The sequence below is a fragment of the Pseudomonas sp. BF-R-30 genome, from assembly GCF_019956175.1.
Lineage (GTDB): Bacteria > Pseudomonadota > Gammaproteobacteria > Pseudomonadales > Pseudomonadaceae > Aquipseudomonas > Aquipseudomonas jessenii.
Window position 1 is genome coordinate 153,100 of sequence record NZ_JAHBDE010000055.1, and the last position, 21,971, is coordinate 175,070.

General features: G+C 60.6%; 20 protein-coding genes. 13 read left to right on the forward strand and 7 right to left on the reverse strand.

Translation table 11 applies throughout. From position 1 onward, the window contains the following. Window positions 1-145: 145 nt before the first annotated feature. Window positions 146-862, reverse strand: a complete 717-nt coding sequence (locus KGB20_RS23480; RefSeq protein WP_090453064.1) for an SIMPL domain-containing protein — start codon at window positions 860-862, stop codon at window positions 146-148. Window positions 863-1,234: 372 nt separating this feature from the next. On the opposite strand from KGB20_RS23480, the gene KGB20_RS23485 reads away from it, so the two are divergent. From KGB20_RS23485 to KGB20_RS23525, 9 genes are all read left to right on the forward strand, one after another. Continuing rightward, a complete protein-coding gene (locus KGB20_RS23485) occupies window positions 1,235-2,497 on the forward strand; it encodes an ATP-binding protein (RefSeq protein ID WP_057716443.1) in 1,263 nt (420 codons plus the stop codon). After that, entirely contained in the window at window positions 2,490-3,050 is a 561-nt protein-coding gene (locus KGB20_RS23490) for a response regulator transcription factor (protein ID WP_007973041.1), read from the forward strand. The genes KGB20_RS23485 and KGB20_RS23490 overlap by 8 nt, the downstream gene beginning before the upstream one ends. Before the next feature lie 97 nt (window positions 3,051-3,147). Beyond that, entirely contained in the window at window positions 3,148-4,875 is a 1,728-nt protein-coding gene (locus tag KGB20_RS23495; protein ID WP_150812820.1) for an ABC transporter ATP-binding protein/permease, read from the forward strand. Window positions 4,876-5,065: 190 nt separating this feature from the next. Next, complete coding sequence (locus tag KGB20_RS23500) at window positions 5,066-5,815, forward strand: FadR/GntR family transcriptional regulator (protein WP_178081865.1); 750 nt, start codon at window positions 5,066-5,068, stop codon at window positions 5,813-5,815. A 432-nt stretch (window positions 5,816-6,247) separates the two neighbouring features. Then, complete coding sequence (kdgD, locus tag KGB20_RS23505) at window positions 6,248-7,159, forward strand: 5-dehydro-4-deoxyglucarate dehydratase (protein WP_057716441.1); 912 nt, start codon at window positions 6,248-6,250, stop codon at window positions 7,157-7,159. A 61-nt stretch (window positions 7,160-7,220) separates the two neighbouring features. Next, a complete protein-coding gene (locus tag KGB20_RS23510) occupies window positions 7,221-8,666 on the forward strand; it encodes an aldehyde dehydrogenase family protein (protein ID WP_150812819.1) in 1,446 nt (481 codons plus the stop codon). A gap of 188 nt (window positions 8,667-8,854) precedes the next feature. Beyond that, a complete protein-coding gene (locus tag KGB20_RS23515; RefSeq protein ID WP_102669068.1) occupies window positions 8,855-10,216 on the forward strand; it encodes an MFS transporter in 1,362 nt (453 codons plus the stop codon). 11 nt (window positions 10,217-10,227) lie between these two features. After that, window positions 10,228-11,781, forward strand: coding sequence for a galactarate dehydratase (garD, locus tag KGB20_RS23520; protein ID WP_057716438.1), 1,554 nt, complete (start codon window positions 10,228-10,230; stop codon window positions 11,779-11,781). Between the two features lie 186 nt (window positions 11,782-11,967). Further along, entirely contained in the window at window positions 11,968-12,909 is a 942-nt protein-coding gene (locus tag KGB20_RS23525) for an AEC family transporter (RefSeq protein WP_150812817.1), read from the forward strand. A gap of 157 nt (window positions 12,910-13,066) precedes the next feature. Here the strand turns inward: KGB20_RS23525 and KGB20_RS23530 are convergent, their stop codons facing one another. The 6 genes from KGB20_RS23530 to gatC all read right to left on the reverse strand — a co-directional run bounded on the left by KGB20_RS23530 (window position 13,067) and on the right by gatC (window position 18,292). Continuing rightward, window positions 13,067-13,447 carry a carboxymuconolactone decarboxylase family protein gene (locus tag KGB20_RS23530; RefSeq protein WP_046040018.1) on the reverse strand — a complete coding sequence of 127 codons (381 nt, stop codon included), beginning with the start codon at window positions 13,445-13,447 and terminating at the stop codon, window positions 13,067-13,069. Then, window positions 13,444-14,505 carry a calcium/sodium antiporter gene (locus KGB20_RS23535; RefSeq protein WP_150812816.1) on the reverse strand — a complete coding sequence of 354 codons (1,062 nt, stop codon included), beginning with the start codon at window positions 14,503-14,505 and terminating at the stop codon, window positions 13,444-13,446. Before KGB20_RS23535 ends, KGB20_RS23530 begins: the two co-directional genes overlap by 4 nt. Window positions 14,506-14,555: 50 nt before the next feature. Next, complete coding sequence (locus KGB20_RS23540) at window positions 14,556-14,930, reverse strand: septal ring lytic transglycosylase RlpA family protein (protein WP_154861579.1); 375 nt, start codon at window positions 14,928-14,930, stop codon at window positions 14,556-14,558. 149 nt (window positions 14,931-15,079) lie between these two features. Next, the gene (gatB, locus tag KGB20_RS23545; protein ID WP_090453075.1) at window positions 15,080-16,525 is read right to left on the reverse strand and encodes an Asp-tRNA(Asn)/Glu-tRNA(Gln) amidotransferase subunit GatB; all 1,446 of its coding nucleotides are present in this window, start codon (window positions 16,523-16,525) and stop codon (window positions 15,080-15,082) included. Window positions 16,526-16,535: 10 nt separating this feature from the next. Next, window positions 16,536-17,987 (reverse strand): Asp-tRNA(Asn)/Glu-tRNA(Gln) amidotransferase subunit GatA, encoded by a 1,452-nt coding sequence (gene gatA, locus KGB20_RS23550; RefSeq protein ID WP_057398872.1) that lies wholly within the window; start codon window positions 17,985-17,987, stop codon window positions 16,536-16,538. 17 nt (window positions 17,988-18,004) lie between these two features. Then, window positions 18,005-18,292 carry an Asp-tRNA(Asn)/Glu-tRNA(Gln) amidotransferase subunit GatC gene (gene gatC, locus KGB20_RS23555; RefSeq protein ID WP_007901429.1) on the reverse strand — a complete coding sequence of 96 codons (288 nt, stop codon included), beginning with the start codon at window positions 18,290-18,292 and terminating at the stop codon, window positions 18,005-18,007. 211 nt (window positions 18,293-18,503) lie between these two features. Between gatC and mreB the strand changes: the two genes are divergently transcribed. The 4 genes from mreB to KGB20_RS23575 all read left to right on the forward strand — a co-directional run bounded on the left by mreB (window position 18,504) and on the right by KGB20_RS23575 (window position 21,938). Further along, window positions 18,504-19,541 (forward strand): rod shape-determining protein MreB, encoded by a 1,038-nt coding sequence (gene mreB / locus KGB20_RS23560; RefSeq protein ID WP_002555108.1) that lies wholly within the window; start codon window positions 18,504-18,506, stop codon window positions 19,539-19,541. Between the two features lie 143 nt (window positions 19,542-19,684). Then, window positions 19,685-20,806 (forward strand): rod shape-determining protein MreC, encoded by a 1,122-nt coding sequence (mreC, locus tag KGB20_RS23565; protein ID WP_154910436.1) that lies wholly within the window; start codon window positions 19,685-19,687, stop codon window positions 20,804-20,806. Then, window positions 20,806-21,297, forward strand: coding sequence for a rod shape-determining protein MreD (gene mreD / locus KGB20_RS23570; protein WP_007970244.1), 492 nt, complete (start codon window positions 20,806-20,808; stop codon window positions 21,295-21,297). The genes mreC and mreD overlap by 1 nt, the downstream gene beginning before the upstream one ends. A 32-nt stretch (window positions 21,298-21,329) precedes the next feature. Next, window positions 21,330-21,938 (forward strand): Maf family protein, encoded by a 609-nt coding sequence (locus KGB20_RS23575; protein WP_150812812.1) that lies wholly within the window; start codon window positions 21,330-21,332, stop codon window positions 21,936-21,938. Window positions 21,939-21,971: the final 33 nt, after the last annotated feature.

Below are 21,971 nucleotides of genomic sequence, written 5' to 3' on the forward strand. Positions count from 1 at the left end.
ATAAGAGTGGTTATTGTTGTACCGATAGTAGCCAATCGACGGCTTTTCTCGGGGGGACCTATCCAGTTATAGCTCATGCCTGAAAACTGCCAAAAAAAACGGCGATCATTTTCATGATCGCCGTTTTTGTTTACGGGCTACCGATTCAAGGCATCAGCACTTCAATCGAGCCATCGGCGGTCATGCTGACCTGGCTGGTGCCGGCCTCGACATCCGGCGTCACCGGTGCGCTGTCCATGGCGGCGGCTTTCATCATCATCGGCGCGCGCATGTAAGGCTGTGGATAACCGTTGCTGTTGAGGTTCAGGTTGACGATTTTGTAGCTCTTGCCGCCAAGGGCGTCGGTGGCCAGTTGGGCGCGGGCCTTGAAGGCGGTCACGGCGTCCTTGAGCAAGGCGTCTTCGCTGGCCTTGCGGGTCGGGGTGGCGATAGCGAAGTCCATGCCGCCCATTTTCAGGTCGGTGAGCAGTTCGCCGGTCAGCTTCGACAGCGCAGCGAAGTCCGGGCTTTCCAGGCGCAATTCGGCGCGCTCGCGCCAGCCGGTGATTTTCTGGCCCTTGGTGTCATAGATCGGGTAGCTGTTGCGGCTGCCCTGGCGCAGAGTGATGTCCTTGACTTGCTTGGCCTTGGCCAGCGCCTTGTTCATGGTGGTGCTGACATCGGCGGCGAGTTTGGCCGGGTCGGTGTTCTGTTCTTCGGTGTAGAGGGTCACGATCATCAGGTCGCGGGCCACTTCCTGACTGACTTCGGCGCGCAGGGAAATCTGGTTGTAATGAAGCTCGTCGGCGGCCAGGGCCGGGAGGCTGGCGACGGTGCCAACGCTCAGGGCGAGGAGGGCGGCGCTGCGGCGGAATGTGTGCATGAAGGCTCCTTGAAAGGTGCGCAGGGGTATGGTCCGGACCTGCGTGAAACCATCAGACTCTAGCTTTTAAGTTCCGGTTCGCACAGTTACAACTTCTATACAGATGGAACTCAGGTGGCCCTGTGGCGAGGGGGCTTGCCCCCGTTGGACTGCGCAGCAGTCCCAAAACCTGCACCGCGTAATGACAGTTAGACCGCATCGACCTATTTGCGACTGCTTCGCAGCCGAACGGGGGCAAGCCCCCTCGCCACAGTTGTCATCGCCCGCGAAATTATGGGTAGCACTGTGGCCGTTTGCCGCACTTTTGCCTGTCAGCCCCCGCGCTTGGTTATACTCCCTGCGATCCGCCTGGAGCGCTCATCAGGAGAGCTCATGCTCGCCCCCGTTCAAATCACTTCCGCCACTCGCCAGAACCTCTGGCGGCTGACGTTCATCCGCACGTTGGTGCTGGCCGCCCAGGCCGGTTCCGTTGGCCTGGCCTACTGGCTCGAGTTGCTGCCACTGCCCTGGTTTCAATTGGCGGCGACGCTCGCATGTTCAATGCTGCTGTGCGTGTTCACAGCCATTCGCCTGCGTACCTCGTGGCCGGTGACCGAGCTCGAATACGCCGTGCAACTGGCCTGCGATCTGTTTATCCACAGCGCATTGCTGTATTTCTCCGGTGGCTCGACCAACCCCTTCGTCTCCTATTACCTGGTGCCGCTGACCATTGCCGCCGTGACCTTGCCGTGGCGTTACTCGGTGATCCTGTCGGGTATCGCGTTGACGATGTACACGCTGTTGCTGGCGCAGTTCTATCCGCTGCAAACCTTCCCGATCGCCCGGGAAAACCTGCAGGTGTACGGAATGTGGCTGAGCTTCGCCCTGGCTGCAGCGGTGATCACGTTTTTCGCCGCGCGCATGGCCGAAGAGCTGCGTCGTCAGGAAGAGCTGCGCGCCATTCGCCGCGAAGAAGGCCTGCGCGATCAGCAACTGCTGGCCGTCGCCACCCAGGCCGCCGGTGCGGCCCATGAACTGGGCACGCCGTTGGCGACCATGAGTGTGCTACTCAAGGAAATGCGCCAGGATCATCATGATCCGATGTTGCAGGACGACCTGAGCGTGCTGCAGGATCAGGTCAAGTTGTGTAAAGAGACCTTGCAGCATCTGGTACGCGCCGCCGAGGCCAATCGCCGGTTGGCGGTGGAGATGCAGGACGTCACCGATTGGCTTGATGAAGCCCTCAATCGCTGGCACCTGATGCGTCCGGAAGCCAGTTATCGCTTCCAGCGCCTCGGTCAGGGCCCGGTCCCCCGGATGGCGCCGCCGCCGGACCTGACCCAGGCTTTGCTGAATCTGTTGAACAACGCTGCCGATGCCTGCCCCGAAGGGCTGCAAGTGACGCTGGACTGGGATTGGGAAAACCTCACCATCAGCATTCGTGACCATGGCGCCGGTGTGCCGCTGGCCATTGCCGAGCAAATCGGCAAGCCGTTTTTTACCACCAAGGGCAAAGGCTTCGGCCTGGGCCTGTTTTTGAGCAAGGCCAGCGTGACACGCGCCGGCGGCTCAGTGAAACTCTACAGTCATGAGGAAGGTGGCACGCTCACCGAGCTGCGCCTGCCCCGTGTCGCCCGAGGAGACGAACATGAGTGAAGAGATCCAAGTCGAAGGCGAAGAACTGCCGCATTTGTTGCTGGTCGATGACGACGCCACATTCACCCGCGTCATGGCCCGCGCCATGGCTCGCCGCGGTTTTCGCGTCAGCACTGCCGGTTCCGCCGAGGAAGGCCTGGAGCTGGCCAAGGCCGATCTGCCGGATTACGCCGCCCTTGACCTGAAGATGGACGGCGATTCCGGCTTGGTGCTGCTGCCCAAGTTGCTGGAAATGGACCCGGAAATGCGCGTGGTGATCCTCACCGGTTACTCGAGCATTGCCACTGCCGTCGAGGCGATCAAGCGCGGTGCCTGCAACTACCTGTGCAAGCCGGCGGACGCCGACGACGTGCTGGCGGCGCTGCTGTCCGAGCACGCCGACCTCGACAGCCTGGTGCCGGAAAACCCGATGTCCGTGGACCGCCTGCAGTGGGAGCACATCCAGCGCGTGCTGACCGAACACGAAGGCAACATCTCCGCCACCGCCCGTGCCCTGGGCATGCACCGCCGCACCCTGCAGCGCAAACTGCAGAAGCGTCCCGTTCGCCGCTGAACCTGCGCTGAACGAATGCGGGCCGTATCTCGCGAAAAACCGGACCGATCATCTATGATCGGTTCGTGTGTGTACTTTTTTCTATCGAGCCTTATCCATGAATCAGAACGCTGAGTATTCCGCGGTCAACGACGCTGTGCGCGGGCAGTTTTTTCGCAAAGTGTGGGCGATGATCACGCCTTACTGGCGCAGTGAAGAGAAGGTCAAAGCCTGGACTCTGCTGATCGCCGTGATTGCGCTGTCGCTGATCAGCGTAGGGATCTCGGTGTGGTTCAACACCTGGTACAAGGATTTCTACAACGCGCTGCAACAAAAGGACGAGGAGGCATTCTGGCGGCTGATCCTGTATTTCTGCGGGATTGCTGCGGTGGCGATCGTCGGCGCGGTGTATCGGCTGTACCTGACGCAGATGCTGACGATCCGCTGGCGGGCATGGCTCACCGAAAAGCATTTCACCCGCTGGCTGGGTGACAAAAACTACTACCAGCTGGAGCAGGGCGGTTACACCGATAACCCGGACCAGCGGATTTCCGAAGACCTCAACAACTTCACCTCCAACACCCTTGAGCTGGGTATCGGGCTGCTGCGCAATATCGTCAGCCTGGTGTCGTTCTCGATCATCCTGTGGGGTGTGTCGGGCAGTATTGAAGTATTCGGCATCACCATTCCCGGCTACATGTTCTGGTGCGTGCTGGTTTACGCGGTGGTCGGCAGCTGGTTGACGCATTTGATCGGTCGTCGCCTGATCGGCCTGAACAATCAGCAACAACGCTTCGAAGCTGACCTGCGTTTCTCCATGGTGCGAATTCGCGAGAACGCCGAAAGCATCGCGTTGTACAACGGAGAGCCGAACGAAAACCGCCGGTTGAGCAGCCGCTTCGGGATGGTCTGGCATAACTTCTGGGACATCATGAAGGTGTCCAAGCGCCTGACGTTCTTCACCGCTGGTTACAGCCAGGCCGCGATCATCTTCCCCTTCATGGTTGCCGCCCCGCGTTACCTTTCCGGCAAGATCGAACTGGGCGAACTGATGCAAATCAGCTCGGCGTTCGGCAATGTGCAGGAAAGTTTCAGCTGGTTTATCAGTGCCTACCAGAGCCTCGCTTCCTGGCGCGCCACCTGCGATCGTCTGTTGAGCTTCCACCAGGCCATGCGTGACAACGAAGAACGTGCGCCGGCCATCGACGTCCAGAATTCGGGATCGGTGCTGAAGGTGCACAACCTCGGCCTCGACCTGGCTGAAGGTCGTCACCTGCTGACCAACGCCGACATGACCGTGAAGGAGGGCGAGCGTGTGATGCTCAGCGGTCGTTCCGGCAGCGGCAAGTCGACCCTGCTGCGGGCGATGGGGCATCTGTGGCCGACCGGCCACGGCAGTATTCGCCTGCCATCGGCGCGCTACCTGTTCCTGCCGCAAAAACCGTATTTGCCGATTGGCACCCTGCGTGATGTCCTCAGTTATCCACAGCCCGGCGATACCTATCCGAACGAGCGCTACGCGCAGGTGCTGGAAACCTGCCGCTTGCCGCACCTGATTGCCCGTCTCGACGAAGCCAACCACTGGCAGCGCATGTTGTCGCCGGGTGAGCAGCAGCGCTTGGCCTTCGCCCGTGCGCTGCTTTATGCACCGCAATGGCTGTACATGGATGAGGCCACCTCGGCGATGGACGAAGAAGACGAGGCCACGCTTTATCAGGCGCTGATCGACGAGTTGCCGGGGCTGAGCATCGTCAGTGTCGGTCATCGCAGCAGTCTGAAGCGCTTCCACCCTCGGCACATTCGTATCGAGAATGGCCATCTGGTGGATCAGACCGTGACTGCCTGAACACCCTGATTCCTTGTAGGAGCGAACTCGCTCGCGATGGACTTGAAAACGCCGCGTTGATCCAGGAAGCACGCGTTATCGTTAACCTCCATCGCGAGCAGGCTCGCTCCTACAGGGTAAGGTGATCGTACAACCGCGTTGCGCTATGATGCGCTTTCAGCCGCCGATTTTTTCGAGACAGATGTTCACCATGGAAAACCCGAACGACGTACCACGCCTCCCACGCAAGCGCCGCAGCCTCGCTCAGGAACTGGTGACGGTGCTGTCGGAGCAGATCCGCGACGGTCATCTCAAGCGTGGCGACAAGTTGCCCACCGAGTCGGCCATCATGGATGCCCATGGTGTCAGCCGCACGGTGGTGCGCGAGGCGATTTCCCGTTTGCAGGCGGCAGGGCAAGTGGAAACCCGCCACGGTATCGGCACCTTCGTGCTCGACACGCCGAGCCCGAGCGGTTTCCGTATCGACCCGGCGACTGTGGTAACCCTGCGAGATGTGCTGGCGATCCTGGAACTGCGCATCAGTCTGGAAGTGGAGTCTGCCGGGCTGGCGGCGCAACGTCGCAGTCCGGAACAACTGGCCAACATGCGCGCCGCCCTCGATGCGTTGAATGAAAGTGCCGCTCACGCCAGTGACGCCGTGGCTTCGGACTTCGCCTTCCACCTCGAAATCGCGCTGTCCACCGGCAACCGCTACTTCACCGACATCATGACCCACCTGGGTACCAGCATCATTCCGCGCACACGGCTGAACTCCGCGCGCCTGGCCCATGACGACCAGCAGCACTACATGAGTCGCCTGAGCCGTGAGCACGAAGAAATCTACGACGCCATTGCCCGTCAGGATTCCGATGCGGCGCGGGCCGCCATGCGTTTGCACCTGACCAACAGCCGTGAGCGGTTGCGTCATGCCCATGAAGAGGCTGAGGCGCAGCGGGGCTGAGTGTTCTGATTCCAGTCCTGTATTGGCTGACAGATTGCCTTCGCGAGCAAGCCCGCTCCCACAATTGATCTGCGTCGTTCACAAATAGTGAGTTCGCAGAAATTCGAATGTGGGAGCGGGCTTGCTCGCGAAGGGGCCGCAAGCCGTTCCACAAAACCTTCAGTTAGCCTCTCTTTTACTTATCCCCCCCCACCCGCTTATATCTTCCGACAACGTATCTCCTGAGCACCTGTTTTTCGAGGTGTGATCCTCCCTGTTCTCCTCCACGGAAACTCAATCAAACAAGGTCTAAACACATTCTTGTCCAACAATTTTCACCCCCAGCGATGAAATGCAGTTGACGGTTGTATTTTAAGTTGTACGATGACCTACAACTTCAGCGCAGGCTGAACGGTTTTCTCACACAACGTCGCAATCCAGGGTGTTCGAATAATGAATCCACAAGAACTGAAGTCCATCCTCTCTTCCGGTCTGCTGTCTTTCCCGGTTACCGATTTCAATGCTCAGGGCGACTTCAATCGCGCGGGTTACATCAAGCGCCTGGAATGGCTGGCCCCATACGGCGCCTCGGCTCTGTTCGCCGCAGGCGGCACCGGTGAGTTCTTCTCTCTGGCGGCCAGCGAATATTCGCAAATCATCAAGACTGCGGTCGACACTTGCGCCACCAGCGTGCCAATCCTGGCCGGTGTCGGCGGTTCGACCCGCCAGGCTATCGAATACGCACAGGAAGCCGAGCGTCTGGGCGCCAAAGGTCTGCTGCTGCTGCCGCACTACCTGACCGAAGCCAGCCAAGACGGCGTTGCCGCCCACGTTGAAGCCGTGTGCAAGTCGGTCAACATCGGCGTGGTGGTCTACAACCGTAACGTCTGCCGCCTGACCGCGCCGCTGCTGGAACGTCTGGCCGAGCGCTGCCCGAACCTGATCGGCTACAAGGATGGCCTGGGTGATATCGAGTTGATGGTGTCGATCCGTCGCCGCCTCGGTGATCGCTTCAGCTACCTGGGTGGCTTGCCGACCGCCGAAGTCTACGCCGCGGCCTACAAGGCACTGGGCGTGCCGGTCTACTCCTCGGCGGTGTTCAACTTCATTCCGAAAACCGCGATGGACTTCTACCACGCGATCGCTCGCGAAGATCACGCCACCGTCGGCAAGATCATCGACGACTTCTTCCTGCCGTACCTGGACATCCGTAACCGCAAAGCCGGTTATGCCGTAAGCATCGTCAAGGCCGGGGCAAAAATTGCCGGCTACGACGCAGGTCCTGTGCGTGCACCGCTGACCGATCTGACCGGCGAAGAGTACGAAATGCTCGCCGCGCTGATCGACAAGCAGGGTGCGCAGTAACACATCCGTTCAAGTAAGGCCGCTGAGCAATCAGCGGCCTTTTGCGTGAGGAGATCTCAAAGTGGCAGATGCAAAGCGTTTCGATAACTACATCAACGGCGAATGGGTTGCCGGTGGCGATTATTCGACCAACATCAACCCGTCCGAACTGACCGACGCCATTGGCGACTACGCCAAGGCTGATCTGGCTCAGGTCCACGCTGCCATCGACGCCGCCCGTGCCGCGTTCCCGGCCTGGTCCACGTCCGGCATTCAGGCGCGTCACGATTCCCTGGATAAAGTCGGCACTGAGATCCTCGCCCGTCGCGAAGAACTCGGCACCCTGCTGGCCCGGGAAGAGGGCAAGACCCTGCCTGAAGCCATCGGCGAAGTGACCCGCGCCGGCAATATCTTCAAGTTCTTCGCCGGCGAGTGCCTGCGCCTGTCCGGCGACTACCTGCCGTCGGTGCGTCCGGGCGTCAACGTTGAAGTCACTCGCGAAGCTTTGGGCGTGGTCGGTCTGATCACCCCGTGGAACTTCCCGATCGCCATCCCGGCATGGAAAATCGCCCCGGCCCTGGCCTACGGCAACTGCGTCGTGCTGAAACCCGCAGACCTGGTTCCAGGTTGCGCCTGGGCCCTGGCCGAAATCATCTCCCGCGCAGGCTTCCCGGCCGGTGTATTCAACCTGGTGATGGGCAGCGGTCGCGTGGTGGGCGATGCGCTGGTTCACAGTCCGAAAGTCGACGGCATCAGCTTCACAGGTTCCGTGGGCGTGGGTCGTCAGATCGCTGTCAGCTGTGTATCGCGCCAGGCCAAAGTCCAGTTGGAAATGGGCGGCAAGAACCCGCAGATCATTCTCGACGACGCCGACCTCAAGCAAGCGGTCGAGTTGTCAGTGCAGAGCGCGTTCTACTCCACCGGCCAGCGTTGCACGGCTTCCAGCCGCTTTATCGTCACCGCCGGGATTCACGACCAGTTCGTCGAAGCCATGGCCGAGCGCATGAAGTCGATCAAGGTCGGCCATGCATTGAAGGCGGGTACCGATATCGGTCCGGTGGTCTCGCAAGCGCAACTCGAGCAGGACATGAAGTACATCGACATCGGCCAGTCCGAAGGTGCGCGTCTGGTCAGCGGCGGTGGTCTGGTGACGTGCGACACCGAGGGTTACTTCCTTGCGCCAACCCTGTTTGCCGACAGCGAAGCTTCGATGCGCATCAGCCAGGAAGAGATCTTCGGCCCAGTGGCCAACATCGTCCGCGTCGCCGATTACGAAGCCGCGCTGGCCATGGCCAACGACACCGAGTTCGGGCTGTCGGCGGGCATTGCCACCACCTCGCTGAAGTACGCCAACCACTTCAAACGCCACTCCCAGGCCGGGATGGTGATGGTCAACCTGCCGACCGCCGGTGTGGATTACCACGTTCCGTTCGGTGGGCGTAAAGGTTCATCCTATGGATCACGTGAGCAAGGTCGCTATGCGCAAGAGTTCTACACGGTCGTGAAGACCAGCTACATCGGTTCGTAACAAGAAACACCGCGGCATTGGCAACGATACCGCGCCCCCTGTAGGAGCGAGCTCTGCTCGCGATGGTCTCGAGATCGCGAAGTTCAGCCTGATGCCCAGCGTCATCGTTGACGACCATCGCGAGCAGGCTCGCTCCTACAGAACACCGTTATTACCCGCATAAAAATAATCAGTGGGAGTACATCTACATGCAACCGACCCAGAAGCCGACTCACGTCCGCTATTTGATCCTGCTCATGCTGTTTCTGGTGACCACAATCAACTACGCCGACCGGGCTACCATCGCAATCGCTGGCTCCAGCCTGCAAAAAGACCTCGGCATCGACGCCGTGACCCTCGGCTACATCTTCTCCGCATTCGGTTGGGCCTATGTGGCCGGGCAAATCCCCGGCGGCTGGCTACTGGACCGTTTCGGCTCGAAAAAAATCTACGCATTGAGCATCTTCACCTGGTCGCTGTTCACCGTGCTGCAAGGCTTCGTCGGTGAGTTCGGCATGTCCACGGCGGTGGTTGCGCTGTTCATGCTGCGCTTCCTGGTGGGCCTGGCTGAAGCGCCGTCCTTCCCTGGTAACGCCCGAATCGTTGCGGCGTGGTTCCCGACTGCTGAACGCGGTACGGCCTCGGCGATCTTCAACTCGGCGCAATACTTCGCCACCGTGCTGTTCGCTCCGCTGATGGGCTGGATCGTCTATTCCTTCGGCTGGGAGCACGTGTTCATCGTCATGGGTATCCTGGGCATCATCTTCTCGCTGGTCTGGCTGAAAGTGATCTACAGCCCGCGCGAACACCCACGGATCAACGATGCTGAGTTCAAGCACATCTCCGAAAACGGCGGCATGGTCGACATGGACCAGAAGGGCAAGAAGTCCGACGGTCCGAAGTGGGATTACATCCGCCAGTTACTGACCAACCGCATGATGCTCGGCGTGTACCTGGGCCAGTACTGCATCAACGGCATCACTTACTTCTTCCTGACCTGGTTCCCGGTGTACTTGGTGCAGGAGCGCGGCATGACCATCCTCAAGGCCGGTTTCATCGCGTCCTTGCCGGCAATCTGCGGCTTCATCGGTGGTGTGCTCGGCGGGGTGATTTCCGATTACCTGTTGCGCAAGGGCCATTCCCTGACCTTCGCCCGCAAGGCACCGATCATCGCTGGCCTGCTGGTTTCCAGCAGCATCGTGGCGTGCAACTACGTGGACGTAGAATGGATGGTCGTCGGCTTCATGGCCCTGGCGTTCTTCGGCAAAGGCGTCGGCGCACTGGGCTGGGCCGTGGTGTCCGACACGTCGCCGAAGCAGATCGCCGGTCTGAGCGGTGGCCTGTTCAACACCTTCGGTAACATTGCTTCGATCACCACTCCAATCGTGATCGGTTACATCATCAGCTCCACCGGTTCATTCAAGTGGGCGTTGGTGTTCGTCGGTTGCAACGCACTGGTTGCGGTGTTCAGCTACCTGGTGATCGTGGGCCCGATCAAGCGCGTGGTGCTCAAAGAGCCACCAGCGAACGGTACTGAAGCCCCAGGCAAATTGTCTCAAGCGCATTCCTGAGGAGCGGCGTCATGCAGTTGATTGAACATTCCGACTCGCCGCGCTACATCCGCCTGCACGAGCGGGACAACGTAGTGATTGTGGTCAATGATCAGGGCGTACCGGCCGGCACCGAGTTTGCGGACGGTCTGGTTACCGTGGATTTCGTGCCGCAGAGCCACAAGGTCACCCTGGAAGACATTCCCGAAGGTGGCCAGGTGATTCGTTATGGCCAGGTCATTGGTTATGCCTTGCAGCCGATTCCCCGAGGCAGTTGGGTCAAGGAAGATCAACTGCGCATGCCGACCGCGCCACCGCTGGACAGCCTGCCGCTGTCCACCGACGTGCCGGCCGCGCAGGCACCGCTGGAGGGCTTCACTTTCGAGGGTTATCGCAACGCCGACGGCACCGTCGGCACGCGCAACATTCTCGGCATCACTACCACCGTGCAGTGCGTGACCGGAGTACTGGATCATGCGGTCAAGCGCATCAAGGACGAGTTGCTGCCCAAGTACCCGCACGTCGATGATGTGGTGGCGCTGACCCACAGCTACGGCTGTGGCGTGGCCATCACCGCCACCGACGCGTACATCCCGATCCGCACCGTGCGCAACCTGGCACGCAACCCGAACCTGGGTGGCGAAGCCTTGGTGATCAGCCTGGGCTGCGAGAAATTGCAGGCCGGGCAAGTGATGCACGAGAACGACAGCTCGGTGGATTTGAGCGAGCCATGGCTGTACCGCTTGCAGGATTCCAGTCACGGCTTCACCGAGATGATCGAGCAGATCATGGAACTGGCCGAGACGCGCTTGAAGAAGCTCGATCAACGTCGTCGGGAAACCGTGCCGGCATCCGAGTTGATCCTGGGCATGCAATGCGGTGGCAGTGATGCGTTCTCCGGCATCACCGCCAACCCGGCGCTCGGATATGCCTCGGACCTGCTGCTGCGGGCCGGTGCGACGGTGATGTTCTCCGAAGTCACCGAAGTGCGCGATGCGATTTATCTGCTGACCTCCCGCGCGGAAAACCAGGACGTCGCTCAGGAACTGGTGCGGGAAATGGACTGGTACGACCGCTACCTGGCCAAGGGCGAGGCGGATCGCAGCGCCAACACCACGCCGGGCAACAAGAAGGGCGGGTTGTCGAACATTGTCGAGAAATCCCTGGGATCGATCGTCAAGTCCGGCAGCAGCGCGATCAACGGCGTGCTTGGCCCTGGCGAGCGATTCAAGCGCAAAGGCCTGATCTTCTGCGCGACCCCGGCCAGCGACTTTGTCTGCGGGACCTTGCAGTTGGCGGCGGGGATGAACCTGCACGTGTTCACCACCGGTCGTGGCACGCCTTACGGTCTGGCCATGGCGCCGGTGGTGAAGGTCTCTACCCGGACCGAACTGGCGCAACGCTGGCCGGACCTGATCGACATCGACGCAGGGCGCATTGCCACCGGCCGCGCGTCCATCGAAGATCTTGGCTGGGAGTTGTTCCACTACTATCTGGACGTGGCGAGCGGCAAGAAGCAGACGTGGGCCGAGCAGCACAAACTGCATAACGACATCACCCTGTTCAATCCGGCGCCGATCACTTAAGACCGAGTCGCCTGCTTCGCGAGCAAGCCCGCTCCCACACTGGATTTTCGCCGTGCACAGGTTTTGTGTTCGACACTGATCAAATGTGGGAGCGGGCTTGCTCACGAAGGCGATCCAGCAGGCGCCGAAGTCTTCAGTGGCTTATCATTAGCCCCCTAACGACGCCCACCCCAAGGTCCTCCCGGCATGCTGGCAATTTTCCTCGAAACCCTGAACATCACCGCGCCGGTGTTCGTCATGCTGTTTCTGGGGGTGCTGCTCAAGCGCATCGACTGGATCAACGACAATTTCATCCACACCGCGTCAGCATTGGTGTTCAACGTCACCATGCCGGCGTTGCTGTTTTTGGGCATCCTGCATGCCGACTTGCACGCGGCGTTGCAGCCTGCGCTGCTGATCTATTTTTCCCTTGCGACCCTGGTGTGTTTTGCCATCGCCTGGGTTTGGGCGATCTGGAAGTGCCCGCGGGAAGATCGGGGGATCTACACCCAAGGTGCCTTTCGCGGTAACAACGGGGTCATTGGCCTGGCGCTAGCGGCAAGCATGTACGGCGACTACGGGATTTCCCTCGGAGCGATCCTGGCGGCGCTGGTGATCTTGTTCTACAACACCCTTTCGACCATTGTGCTGGCGGTGTACAGCCCGGTGATCAAGTCCGATCCGTGGAGCATCTGCAAAAGCGTGTTCAGCAATCCGCTGATCATCAGCGTGATTGCGGCTGCACCATTCGCCTATTTCAAGATCGGCTTGCCCGGCTGGCTGGAAACCTCCGGCCAGTACCTGGCGCAAACCACGTTGCCGCTGGCGCTGATCTGCATCGGCGGCACGCTGTCGCTGGCGGCGCTGCGCAAAAGCGGTTCGATGGCGTTCAGTTCGAGCCTGGTGAAAATGCTCGGTCTGCCGATCCTGGCGACACTCGGTGCGTGGCTCTGGGGCTTCCGTGGTGCGGAGCTGGGGATTCTGTTTTTGTACTTCGGCAGCCCGACAGCGGCGGCCAGTTTCGTCATGGCCCGGGCGGCGGATGGCAATCATGAACTCGCGGCCGCCATCATCGTGATCACCACGTTGATGGCGGCGGTGACCACCAATATCGGGATCTTTTTGTTGCAGTGGGGTGGGTGGATTTAGCTTCCGGATTGTCGCTGCGCTTTAGGGCCTCATCGCGAGCAAGCTCGCTCCCACAGGTTTCTTTGTTGTTGATCAAATTCTATTCACACCGAAGACCCCCTGTGGGAGCGAGCTTGCTCGCGATGGCGCCAGATCAGGCAGCCTGAATTTCTTTGATTCACTCTGGCTTCTGGTAACTGTCGATCACTTCCTGCGCCGCCCGAAACGCATCGATCGCCGCCGGCACACCGGCATACACCGCGCAATGCAGCAGCGCTTCGCGAATTTCATCCACAGTGCAGCCGTTGTTCAGCGCACCGCGTACGTGACCTTTCAGCTCCTGCGGGCACTTGAGTGCGGTCAGGGCGGCAAGGGTGATCAGGCTGCGGGTTTTCAGCGGCAGACCTTCGCGATTCCACACGCCGCCCCAGGCGTGTTCATTGACGAAGTCCTGCAGCGGCTGGGTGAACTCGGTGGCGTTGCCCAGTGCGCGGTCGACGAAGGCGTCGCCCATCACTTGGCGGCGGACTTCAACGCCGGGTTTTTTATTCTCGGTCATGGGGCTTCCTTCTTATGGTGTTGGCGACGCCAGGCGCGTAGTGACGTGAACAGCAAAAACGCTACCAGCGCCGGCAGGACGAATAACAGCATCAAGTGTTCCAGCTTGCCGGCCAGTGGCATGCCGGTGGTGAACGACACCACGTGCAGCCCATACGCCAGGTACAAACCCAGAAACAGCAGACCTTCGGCGCGGGTCACCCGATAGCCGGAGTAGAACACCGGCAGGCACAGCGCCGCGATGCCGAGCATCACCGGCAGGTCGAAATCCAGGGCGTTGGGCGACACCGACAGCGGTGACGGTGCCACGAGCGCCGTAAAGCCGAGCACGCCCAAGAGGTTGAACAGGTTGCTGCCAATCACGTTGCCCACGGCAATATCGCGTTCGCCGCGTATAGCCGCGATCAACGAAGTGGCGAGCTCAGGCAGTGAGGTGCTGACGGCGACGATGGTCAGGCCGATGATCCGCTCCGACAGCCCAAGGTCGGTAGCGACCGCAACGGCTGCCCCCAGCAGCAAGTGTCCGGCGTACACCAGCATCGCCAGTCCGGCGACGATCATCAGCAGGCTGCTCAGCCATGACGCCTGGCCGTTGTGATCATGGCTCGATACCGGGCGTGCCGAGTGTCGCGACTGACGCAGTAACAAGCCCAGGTAAATCGCCAGCGCCGTCAGCAACATCACGCCGTCGGCCCGGGTCAGTTCTTCATTCCAGGCGAGTACGAACACCAACAGGCTGGCGCCGATCATCAACGGAATATCCAGGCGCACCAATTGTCGGGAAACCCGCAGCGGAATGATCAGCGCAGACAACCCGAGGGTGACGAGGATGTTGAAAATGCTGCTGCCGATCACACTGCCGACGGCGATGTCGGCATTGTGCGCCAGGGTCGCTTGCAGGCTGACCGCCATCTGCGGTGCGCTGCTGCCGAGGGCGACGATGGTCAGGCCGATGATCAGCGGTCGTACGTGCAACCGCGCGGCGATGCGTACGGCGGCGCGCACCATCAATTCGGCGCCGACAATCAGCAGGAGCAATCCGCTGAGCAATTCGATCACGCTGATCAGGGGTAAATCGGCTAATCCGAAAATGGTCGGGGCTCCATCGGTCAGTCGTCGAGGGCTTGCACGCGAACCCGCGCGGTGCCGCTGCGCAGCATGCCCAGGCGCTCGGCGGCTTCCTTGGACAGGTCGATCAGGCGGCCCCGGGTGTGCGGCCCGCGATCATTGATGCGCACCACGCAGGATTTGTCGTTATTCAGATTGGTGACCTTCACCCGTGTACCGAAGGGTAGCTGGCGATGGGCGGCGGTCATGGAATTCATGTTGAAACGCTCGCCGTTGGCGGTGCGTTTGCCTTGGTGTTTGGCGCCGTAGTACGAAGCCACGCCGGTTTTGTCGTAGCCATGCGGATCGACGGTGTCGGTGCTGGCGCAACCGGCCAGGAACGAGAGGAGGGCGCAGGCGCCGAGCAGACGTTTCATTTGGGTGTTCCAAAAAACAAATGTGGGAGCGGGCTTGCTCGCGAATGCATTCTGACAGTCAACATTGAATTGAGTGCCGAACCGCATTCGCGAGCAAGCCCGCTCCCACAGGGGAATGGAGCCAGTGAGTCGGGCTGGCTCCATTCTCATCAGCCTTCGAGCTTGCTTTTGAGCAGTTCGTTGACCTGTTGCGGGTTGGCCTTGCCTTTGGAGGCTTTCATGGCCTGACCGACGAAGAAGCCGAACATCTTGCCGCGCTTGGCTTCGTCTGCCGCGCGGTATTGTTCGACCTGCTCGGCGTTGGCCGCGAGCATTTCGTCCAGCACCGCCGAGATGGCGCCGGTGTCGGTCACTTGCTTGAGGCCGCGCTTGTCGATGATCTCGTCTGCGCTGCCTTCGCCGTTGGCCATCGCTTCAAACACCACTTTGGCGATCTTGCCGGAGATAGTGTTGTCCTTGATGCGCAGCAGCATGCCGCCCAGAAGCTCGGCGGAAACCGGCGACTCTTCGATGTCCAGGCCTTGCTTGTTGAGCAGGCTGCCCAACTCGACCATCACCCAGTTCGCCGCCAGTTTGGCGTCGCCGCCGATGCTCGCGACTTTCTCGAAGTAATCGGCTTGCTCGCGGCTGGTGGCCAGTACGCTGGCGTCGTAGACCGACAGACCGAACTGCTCCTGGAAGCGCTCGCGCTTTTGCGGTGGCAATTCCGGCAGGGTGGCGCGCACGTCGTCGAGGAACGAGTTTTCGATGACCACCGGCAACAGGTCCGGATCGGGGAAGTAACGGTAGTCGTTGGCTTCCTCTTTGCTGCGCATTGGACGGGTCTCGTCCTTGTTCGGGTCGTACAGGCGGGTCTGCTGGATCACCTTGCCGCCGTCTTCGATCAATTCGATCTGACGCTGGATTTCGCTGTTGATCGCCTTCTCGATGAAGCGGAACGAGTTGACGTTCTTGATCTCGCAGCGGGTGCCGAACTCGGCCTGGCCTTTCGGACGGATCGAGACGTTGCAGTCGCAACGCAGCGAACCTTCGGCCATGTTGCCGTCGCAAATCCCTAAGTAACGCACCAGGGCGTGGATCGCCTTGACGTAGGCCACGGCTTCCTTGGCGCTGCGCATGTCCGGCTCGGAGACGATTTCCAGCAGCGGTGTGCCGGCACGGTTCAGGTCGATGCCGGTGGCGCCGCTGAATTCTTCGTGCAGGCTCTTGCCGGCGTCTTCTTCCAGGTGCGCGCGGGTGATGCCGACACGTTTGACCGTGCCGTCCTCGAGGGCGATGTCCAGGTGGCCCTTGCCGACGATCGGCAGCTCCATCTGGCTGATCTGGTAGCCCTTGGGCAAATCCGGGTAGAAGTAGTTTTTACGGGCGAACACGTTGTGCTGGCCGATCTCGGCGTCAATCGCCAGACCGAACATCACCGCCATGCGTACCGCTTCCTGGTTCAGCACCGGCAATACGCCCGGCATGCCCAGGTCTACCAGGCTGGCCTGGGTGTTCGGCTCGGAACCGAAGGTGGTGGAACTACCGGAAAAGATTTTCGACCGGGTGGTGAGCTGGGTATGAATCTCCAGCCCGATCACGACTTCCCATTGCATGTGTGTCTCCTCAGAAGCCGGTTGGGGTGCGGGTGTGCCAGTCAGTGTTCAACTGATACTGGTGGGCAACGTTCAACAGGCGACCTTCCTGGAAATACGGAGCGAGCAATTGCACGCCGACCGGCAGGCCGTCGACAAAACCGGCCGGCATCGACAGGCCGGGCAGGCCTGCGAGGTTGGCGGTGATGGTGTAGACGTCTTCCAGGTACGCAGCGACCGGGTCGCTGTTCTTGGCGCCAAGCTTCCAGGCCGGGTTCGGCGTGGTTGGGCCGAGGATGATGTCGACCTCATTGAAGGCGGCCATGAAGTCGTTCTTGATCAGGCGACGAATCTTCTGCGCCTTCAGGTAGTAGGCGTCGTAGTAACCGGCGGACAGGGCGTAGGCACCGACCATGATCCGGCGTTGCACTTCTGTCCCGAAACCTTCGCCACGGGAGCGCTTGTACAGGTCTTCCAGGTTTTTCGGGTCTGCGCAACGGTAGCCGAAACGTACGCCGTCGAAACGCGACAGGTTGGAGGACGCTTCCGCCGGGGCGATCACGTAGTACGCAGGAATCGCGTGCTGCATGTTCGGCAGACTGATTTCCTTGACCACGGCGCCGAGCTTTTTCAGCTCTTCGACGCTGGCCATGACCAGGTCGGCAATGCGCGGGTCGAGACCGGCGCTGAAGTACTCTTTCGGCACACCGATACGCAGGCCTTGCAGCGAGCCGTTGAGGCTGGCGCTGTAGTCCGGCACGGGCTCATCGATGCTGGTGGAGTCGTTCGGATCGAAGCCGGCCATACCTTGCAACAAAATCGCGCAGTCTTCGGCAGTGCGCGCCAACGGGCCACCCTGATCGAGGCTGGAGGCGTAGGCAATCATGCCCCAGCGCGATACGCGACCGTACGTCGGTTTCAGGCCAGTGAGGTTGGTCAATGCGGCCGGCTGACGAATGGAGCCGCCAGTGTCGGTGCCGGTGGCCGCAGGCAACAGACGAGCGGCAACCGCCGCCGCCGAACCGCCGGACGAACCGCCCGGTACGTGTTCCAGGTTCCACGGGTTCTTCACCGCGCCGTAGTAGCTCGACTCGTTGGCCGAACCCATGGCGAATTCGTCCATGTTGGTCTTGCCCAGGGTCACGGCGCCGGCAGCGGCCAGCTTGGCGACGACAGTGGCGTCGTACGGCGCCTTGAAGTTGTCGAGCATCTTCGAGCCGCAGCTGGTGCGAATGCCCTGGGTGCAGAACAGGTCCTTGTGGGCGATCGGCGCGCCGAGCAGGGCGCCGCTCTCACCATTGGCGCGGCGTGCATCAGCGGCTTTCGCCTGCGTGAGCGCCAGGTCCTCGGTGAGGCTGATGAAACTGTTGAGCTGCGGATCAAGCTGGGCGATGCGCGCCAGCAGGACCTTGGTCAGCTCTTCGGAGGAAAACTTTTTATCGGCGAGTCCGCGGGCGATCTCGGCCAGAGTCAATTGATGCATTGCAGGCTCTTTCCCTATTAGTCGATGACTTTCGGAACCAGGTACAGGCCGTTTTCGACCGCTGGTGCGATGGACTGGTAGGCCTCGCGGTGATTGGTCTCGGTCACGACGTCTGCGCGCAGGCGCTGGCTGGCTTCCAGTGGGTGGGCCAGCGGTTCGATACCATCGGTATTGACCGCCTGCATTTCGTCGACCAGCCCGAGAATGCTGTTAAGGGCCGAAGTGATGTGTGGAAGATCGGCATCATTGAGGCCAAGGCAGGCCAGATGAGCGATTTTTTCCACGTCGGAGCGTTCAAGCGCCATTGGGATTCTCCAGTGGAAAACAAAACGGACGGCGTCCGTGTGTTAGATTGTCGGAACACTACCGCACTTCTACGGTCATAAGGCCGCGATTGTGGGGCTTGGTGCACAGAAAAGCGGCCAATTTAACATATTGGCGCCTTGCCCAAAATCCCTGTCGTTGTTAGAGTTTGCCGCACTTTTTTACCCACGCGTTGCCTAGGGTCCCTTTCCCATGTTCAAGAAACTGCGTGGCATGTTTTCCAGCGATCTTTCCATTGACCTGGGCACTGCCAACACCCTTATTTACGTGCGCGAGCGCGGTATCGTCCTGAATGAGCCCTCCGTTGTGGCCATTCGGACACACGGTAACCAGAAAAGTGTCGTTGCTGTCGGCACCGAAGCCAAGCGCATGCTGGGTCGTACGCCGGGCAACATTGCTGCCATTCGTCCGATGAAAGACGGTGTGATCGCCGACTTCAGCGTGTGCGAAAAAATGCTGCAGTACTTCATCAACAAGGTTCACGAAAACAGCTTCCTGCAGCCTAGCCCACGCGTGTTGATCTGCGTTCCATGCAAATCCACCCAGGTTGAGCGTCGTGCCATCCGTGAGTCGGCCCTTGGCGCCGGTGCCCGTGAAGTGTTCCTGATCGAAGAGCCAATGGCCGCTGCGATCGGTGCCGGCCTGCCGGTTGAAGAAGCTCGCGGTTCGATGGTCGTGGATATCGGTGGCGGTACCACTGAAATCGCGCTGATCTCCCTGAACGGTGTGGTTTACGCCGAATCCGTACGTGTGGGCGGCGACCGCTTCGACGAAGCGATCATCACCTACGTACGTCGCAACTACGGCAGCCTGATCGGTGAATCCACCGCCGAGCGCATCAAGCAGGAAATCGGTACCGCGTATCCGGGCGGCGAAGTTCGCGAAGTCGACGTTCGCGGCCGTAACCTGGCCGAAGGCGTTCCACGCGCATTCACCCTGAACTCCAACGAAGTGCTGGAAGCTCTGCAAGAGTCCCTGGCAACCATCGTTCAGGCCGTGAAAAGCGCCCTGGAGCAATCGCCTCCGGAGCTGGCTTCCGATATCGCCGAACGTGGCCTGGTACTGACCGGTGGTGGCGCCTTGCTGCGTGACCTGGACAAATTGCTGGCCCAGGAAACCGGTCTGCCGGTGATCGTTGCCGAAGACCCGCTGACCTGCGTTGCTCGCGGCGGTGGCCGTGCATTGGAAATGATGGATAAACACACCATGGACCTGCTTTCCAGCGAATAAGTCGCCGGGTTGCCTCTATGCTGTTGAGCGCGCAGGCGGCACTTTGCAGTGCTGCCTGTTCGCGTTTATCTTCTGTCAGTCTGCATCCAGGCCGGATTGCTGCCGTATGAATAAACAGAACATTTGCCTGGGAGGAGCGGCTTATTAAACCGCTTTTCACCAAGGGCCCTTCACTTGGCGTGCGCCTGTTGGTGCTGGTCGTGCTATCGGTCGCGCTGATGGTGGTCGATGCCCGTTTCAGTCTGCTCAAGCCTGCACGCAGCCAGATGTCGCTGGTGCTGATGGACGCCTACTGGATCACCGACCTGCCCGGACGGCTGTGGGAAGGCGTTGCCAGTCAGTTTGGCAGCCGGACCGAGCTCGTCGCCGAAAACGAAAAACTCAAGACCGAGAACCTGCTGTTGCAGGGGCGCATGCAGAAGCTTGCCGCCCTGACCGAGCAGAACGTCCGGCTGCGCGAGTTGCTCAACTCTTCGGCCCTGGTCAACGAGAAGGTCGAAGTGGCCGAGTTGATCGGCATGGACCCCAACCCCTTCACCCATCGCATCATCATCAATAAAGGTGAGCGCGATGGCGTGGTCCTCGGTCAGCCGGTACTCGATGCCCGTGGCCTGATGGGGCAGGTGGTCGAGTTGATGCCCTACACCTCCCGCGTCTTGCTGCTGACCGATACCACCCACAGCATTCCAGTGCAGGTGAACCGTAACGGTTTGCGGGCGATTGCCAGCGGCACCGGTAACCCGGAACGTCTCGAGTTGCGGCATGTGGCCGATACCGCCGACATCAAGGAGGGCGACCTGCTGGTCAGCTCCGGCCTCGGTCAGCGTTTCCCGGCGGGTTATCCGGTGGCGACGGTCAAGGAAGTGATTCACGATTCCGGCCAACCGTTTGCCATTGTCCGCGCCGTTCCGACCGCCGCCTTGAACCGTAGCCGTTACCTGTTGCTGGTGTTCAGCGACAACCGGACTGCCGAAGAGCGCGTCAACGCTGCCGCCCAGGCCCAGGAAAGTCTGGATGCGCAGGGCGGTGGGCCGATCATTCCGTCGACGGTTCCGAAACCGGTCAGCCCCGCGGTCCCCGCTGCACCGGCCGCCGCACCGGCGATTCCTGCGACGGCGGCGCCTGCGGCCACCGCGCCAGCCAAGCCAACCACCACGCCAGCCAAGCCTGCGGTGGCTAAACCGGCGACGGCGCAACCCGCTGCCGCGAAGCCTGCCGCCAAACCGCCAGTGTCCGCGCCGGCCACTCCAGTGGGGAGAGAATAATGGGTGGTGTGAAAGCATCCCGAAACGGCTGGATAGTCTGGCTGACGTTCGCCGTCGGTCTGCTGTTGAGCGTTTCGCCTCTGCCGCAATTCATGGAAATCCTGCGCCCGCTGTGGCTGGCCTTGTTGCTGGCATTCTGGGCGTTGAACCTGCCGCAGACCGTCGGGATGGTGACGGCGTTTTGCCTGGGGCTGGCTGAAGACGTGCTCTACGGTACCTTGCTGGGTCAGAATGCCTTGATCCTGACGCTCATCACCTATCTGGTGCTGGCGCTGCAGCAACGCCTGCGGATGTTCCCGATGTGGCAGCAGAGCCTGGTGATCCTGGTGATCTTCGGACTCGCCCAGCTAGTACAGCTATGGCTCAGTGCCTTGACCGGCAATCGTCAGCCGACGTTGGCGCTGGTGCTGCCGGCACTGGTCAGTGCGCTGCTCTGGCCCTGGATCAGTTTCGGTTTGCGCGGACTGCGTCGACGCTACAAAATCAATTAATTCGTTCAGGCATTGGACAGGGAGAGGTCTTGATGAAACGGTTGTACCTCGCCTCTGGTTCGCCGCGTCGACGTGAATTGCTCACGCAGATCGGCGTTGCGTTCCGCGCCGTCAATGCGGACATCGATGAAACCCCTTTAGCTCAAGAATCCCCATCGGCCTACGTCGAGCGCCTGGCACGCGGCAAGGCCGAGGCCGGGCGCGGCGGCGTCGTGTCTGATGAACCATTTTGTGTGCTCGGTGCCGATACCGCCGTGGTGCTCGATGGGAAAATTCTCGGCAAACCGGTTGATCAAGCGGATGCGTGCGCCATGCTGACGATGCTGTCTGGGTGTGAACATGAAGTCCTGACCGCGATTGCCGTGCTCGATGGCGAACGTTGCGAATCCCGGGTTGTCACCAGCCGGGTGCGTTTTCGAGATATCAGTCGTGAGGAAGCCGCAGCCTACTGGGCCAGCGGCGAACCACGGGACAAGGCGGGCGGTTATGGCATTCAAGGACTGGGTGCGGTGTTTGTCGCCGGGCTCGATGGAAGTTATTCAGCGGTGGTCGGACTACCGCTTTGCGAAACCGCGGAACTGCTCGGCCATTTCGGCATACCCTGTTGGCAACCCCGGAACGCACACCAAGCAACGTTCTGAACAGATGCGGCCATTATCGTGAACATGCCTGAA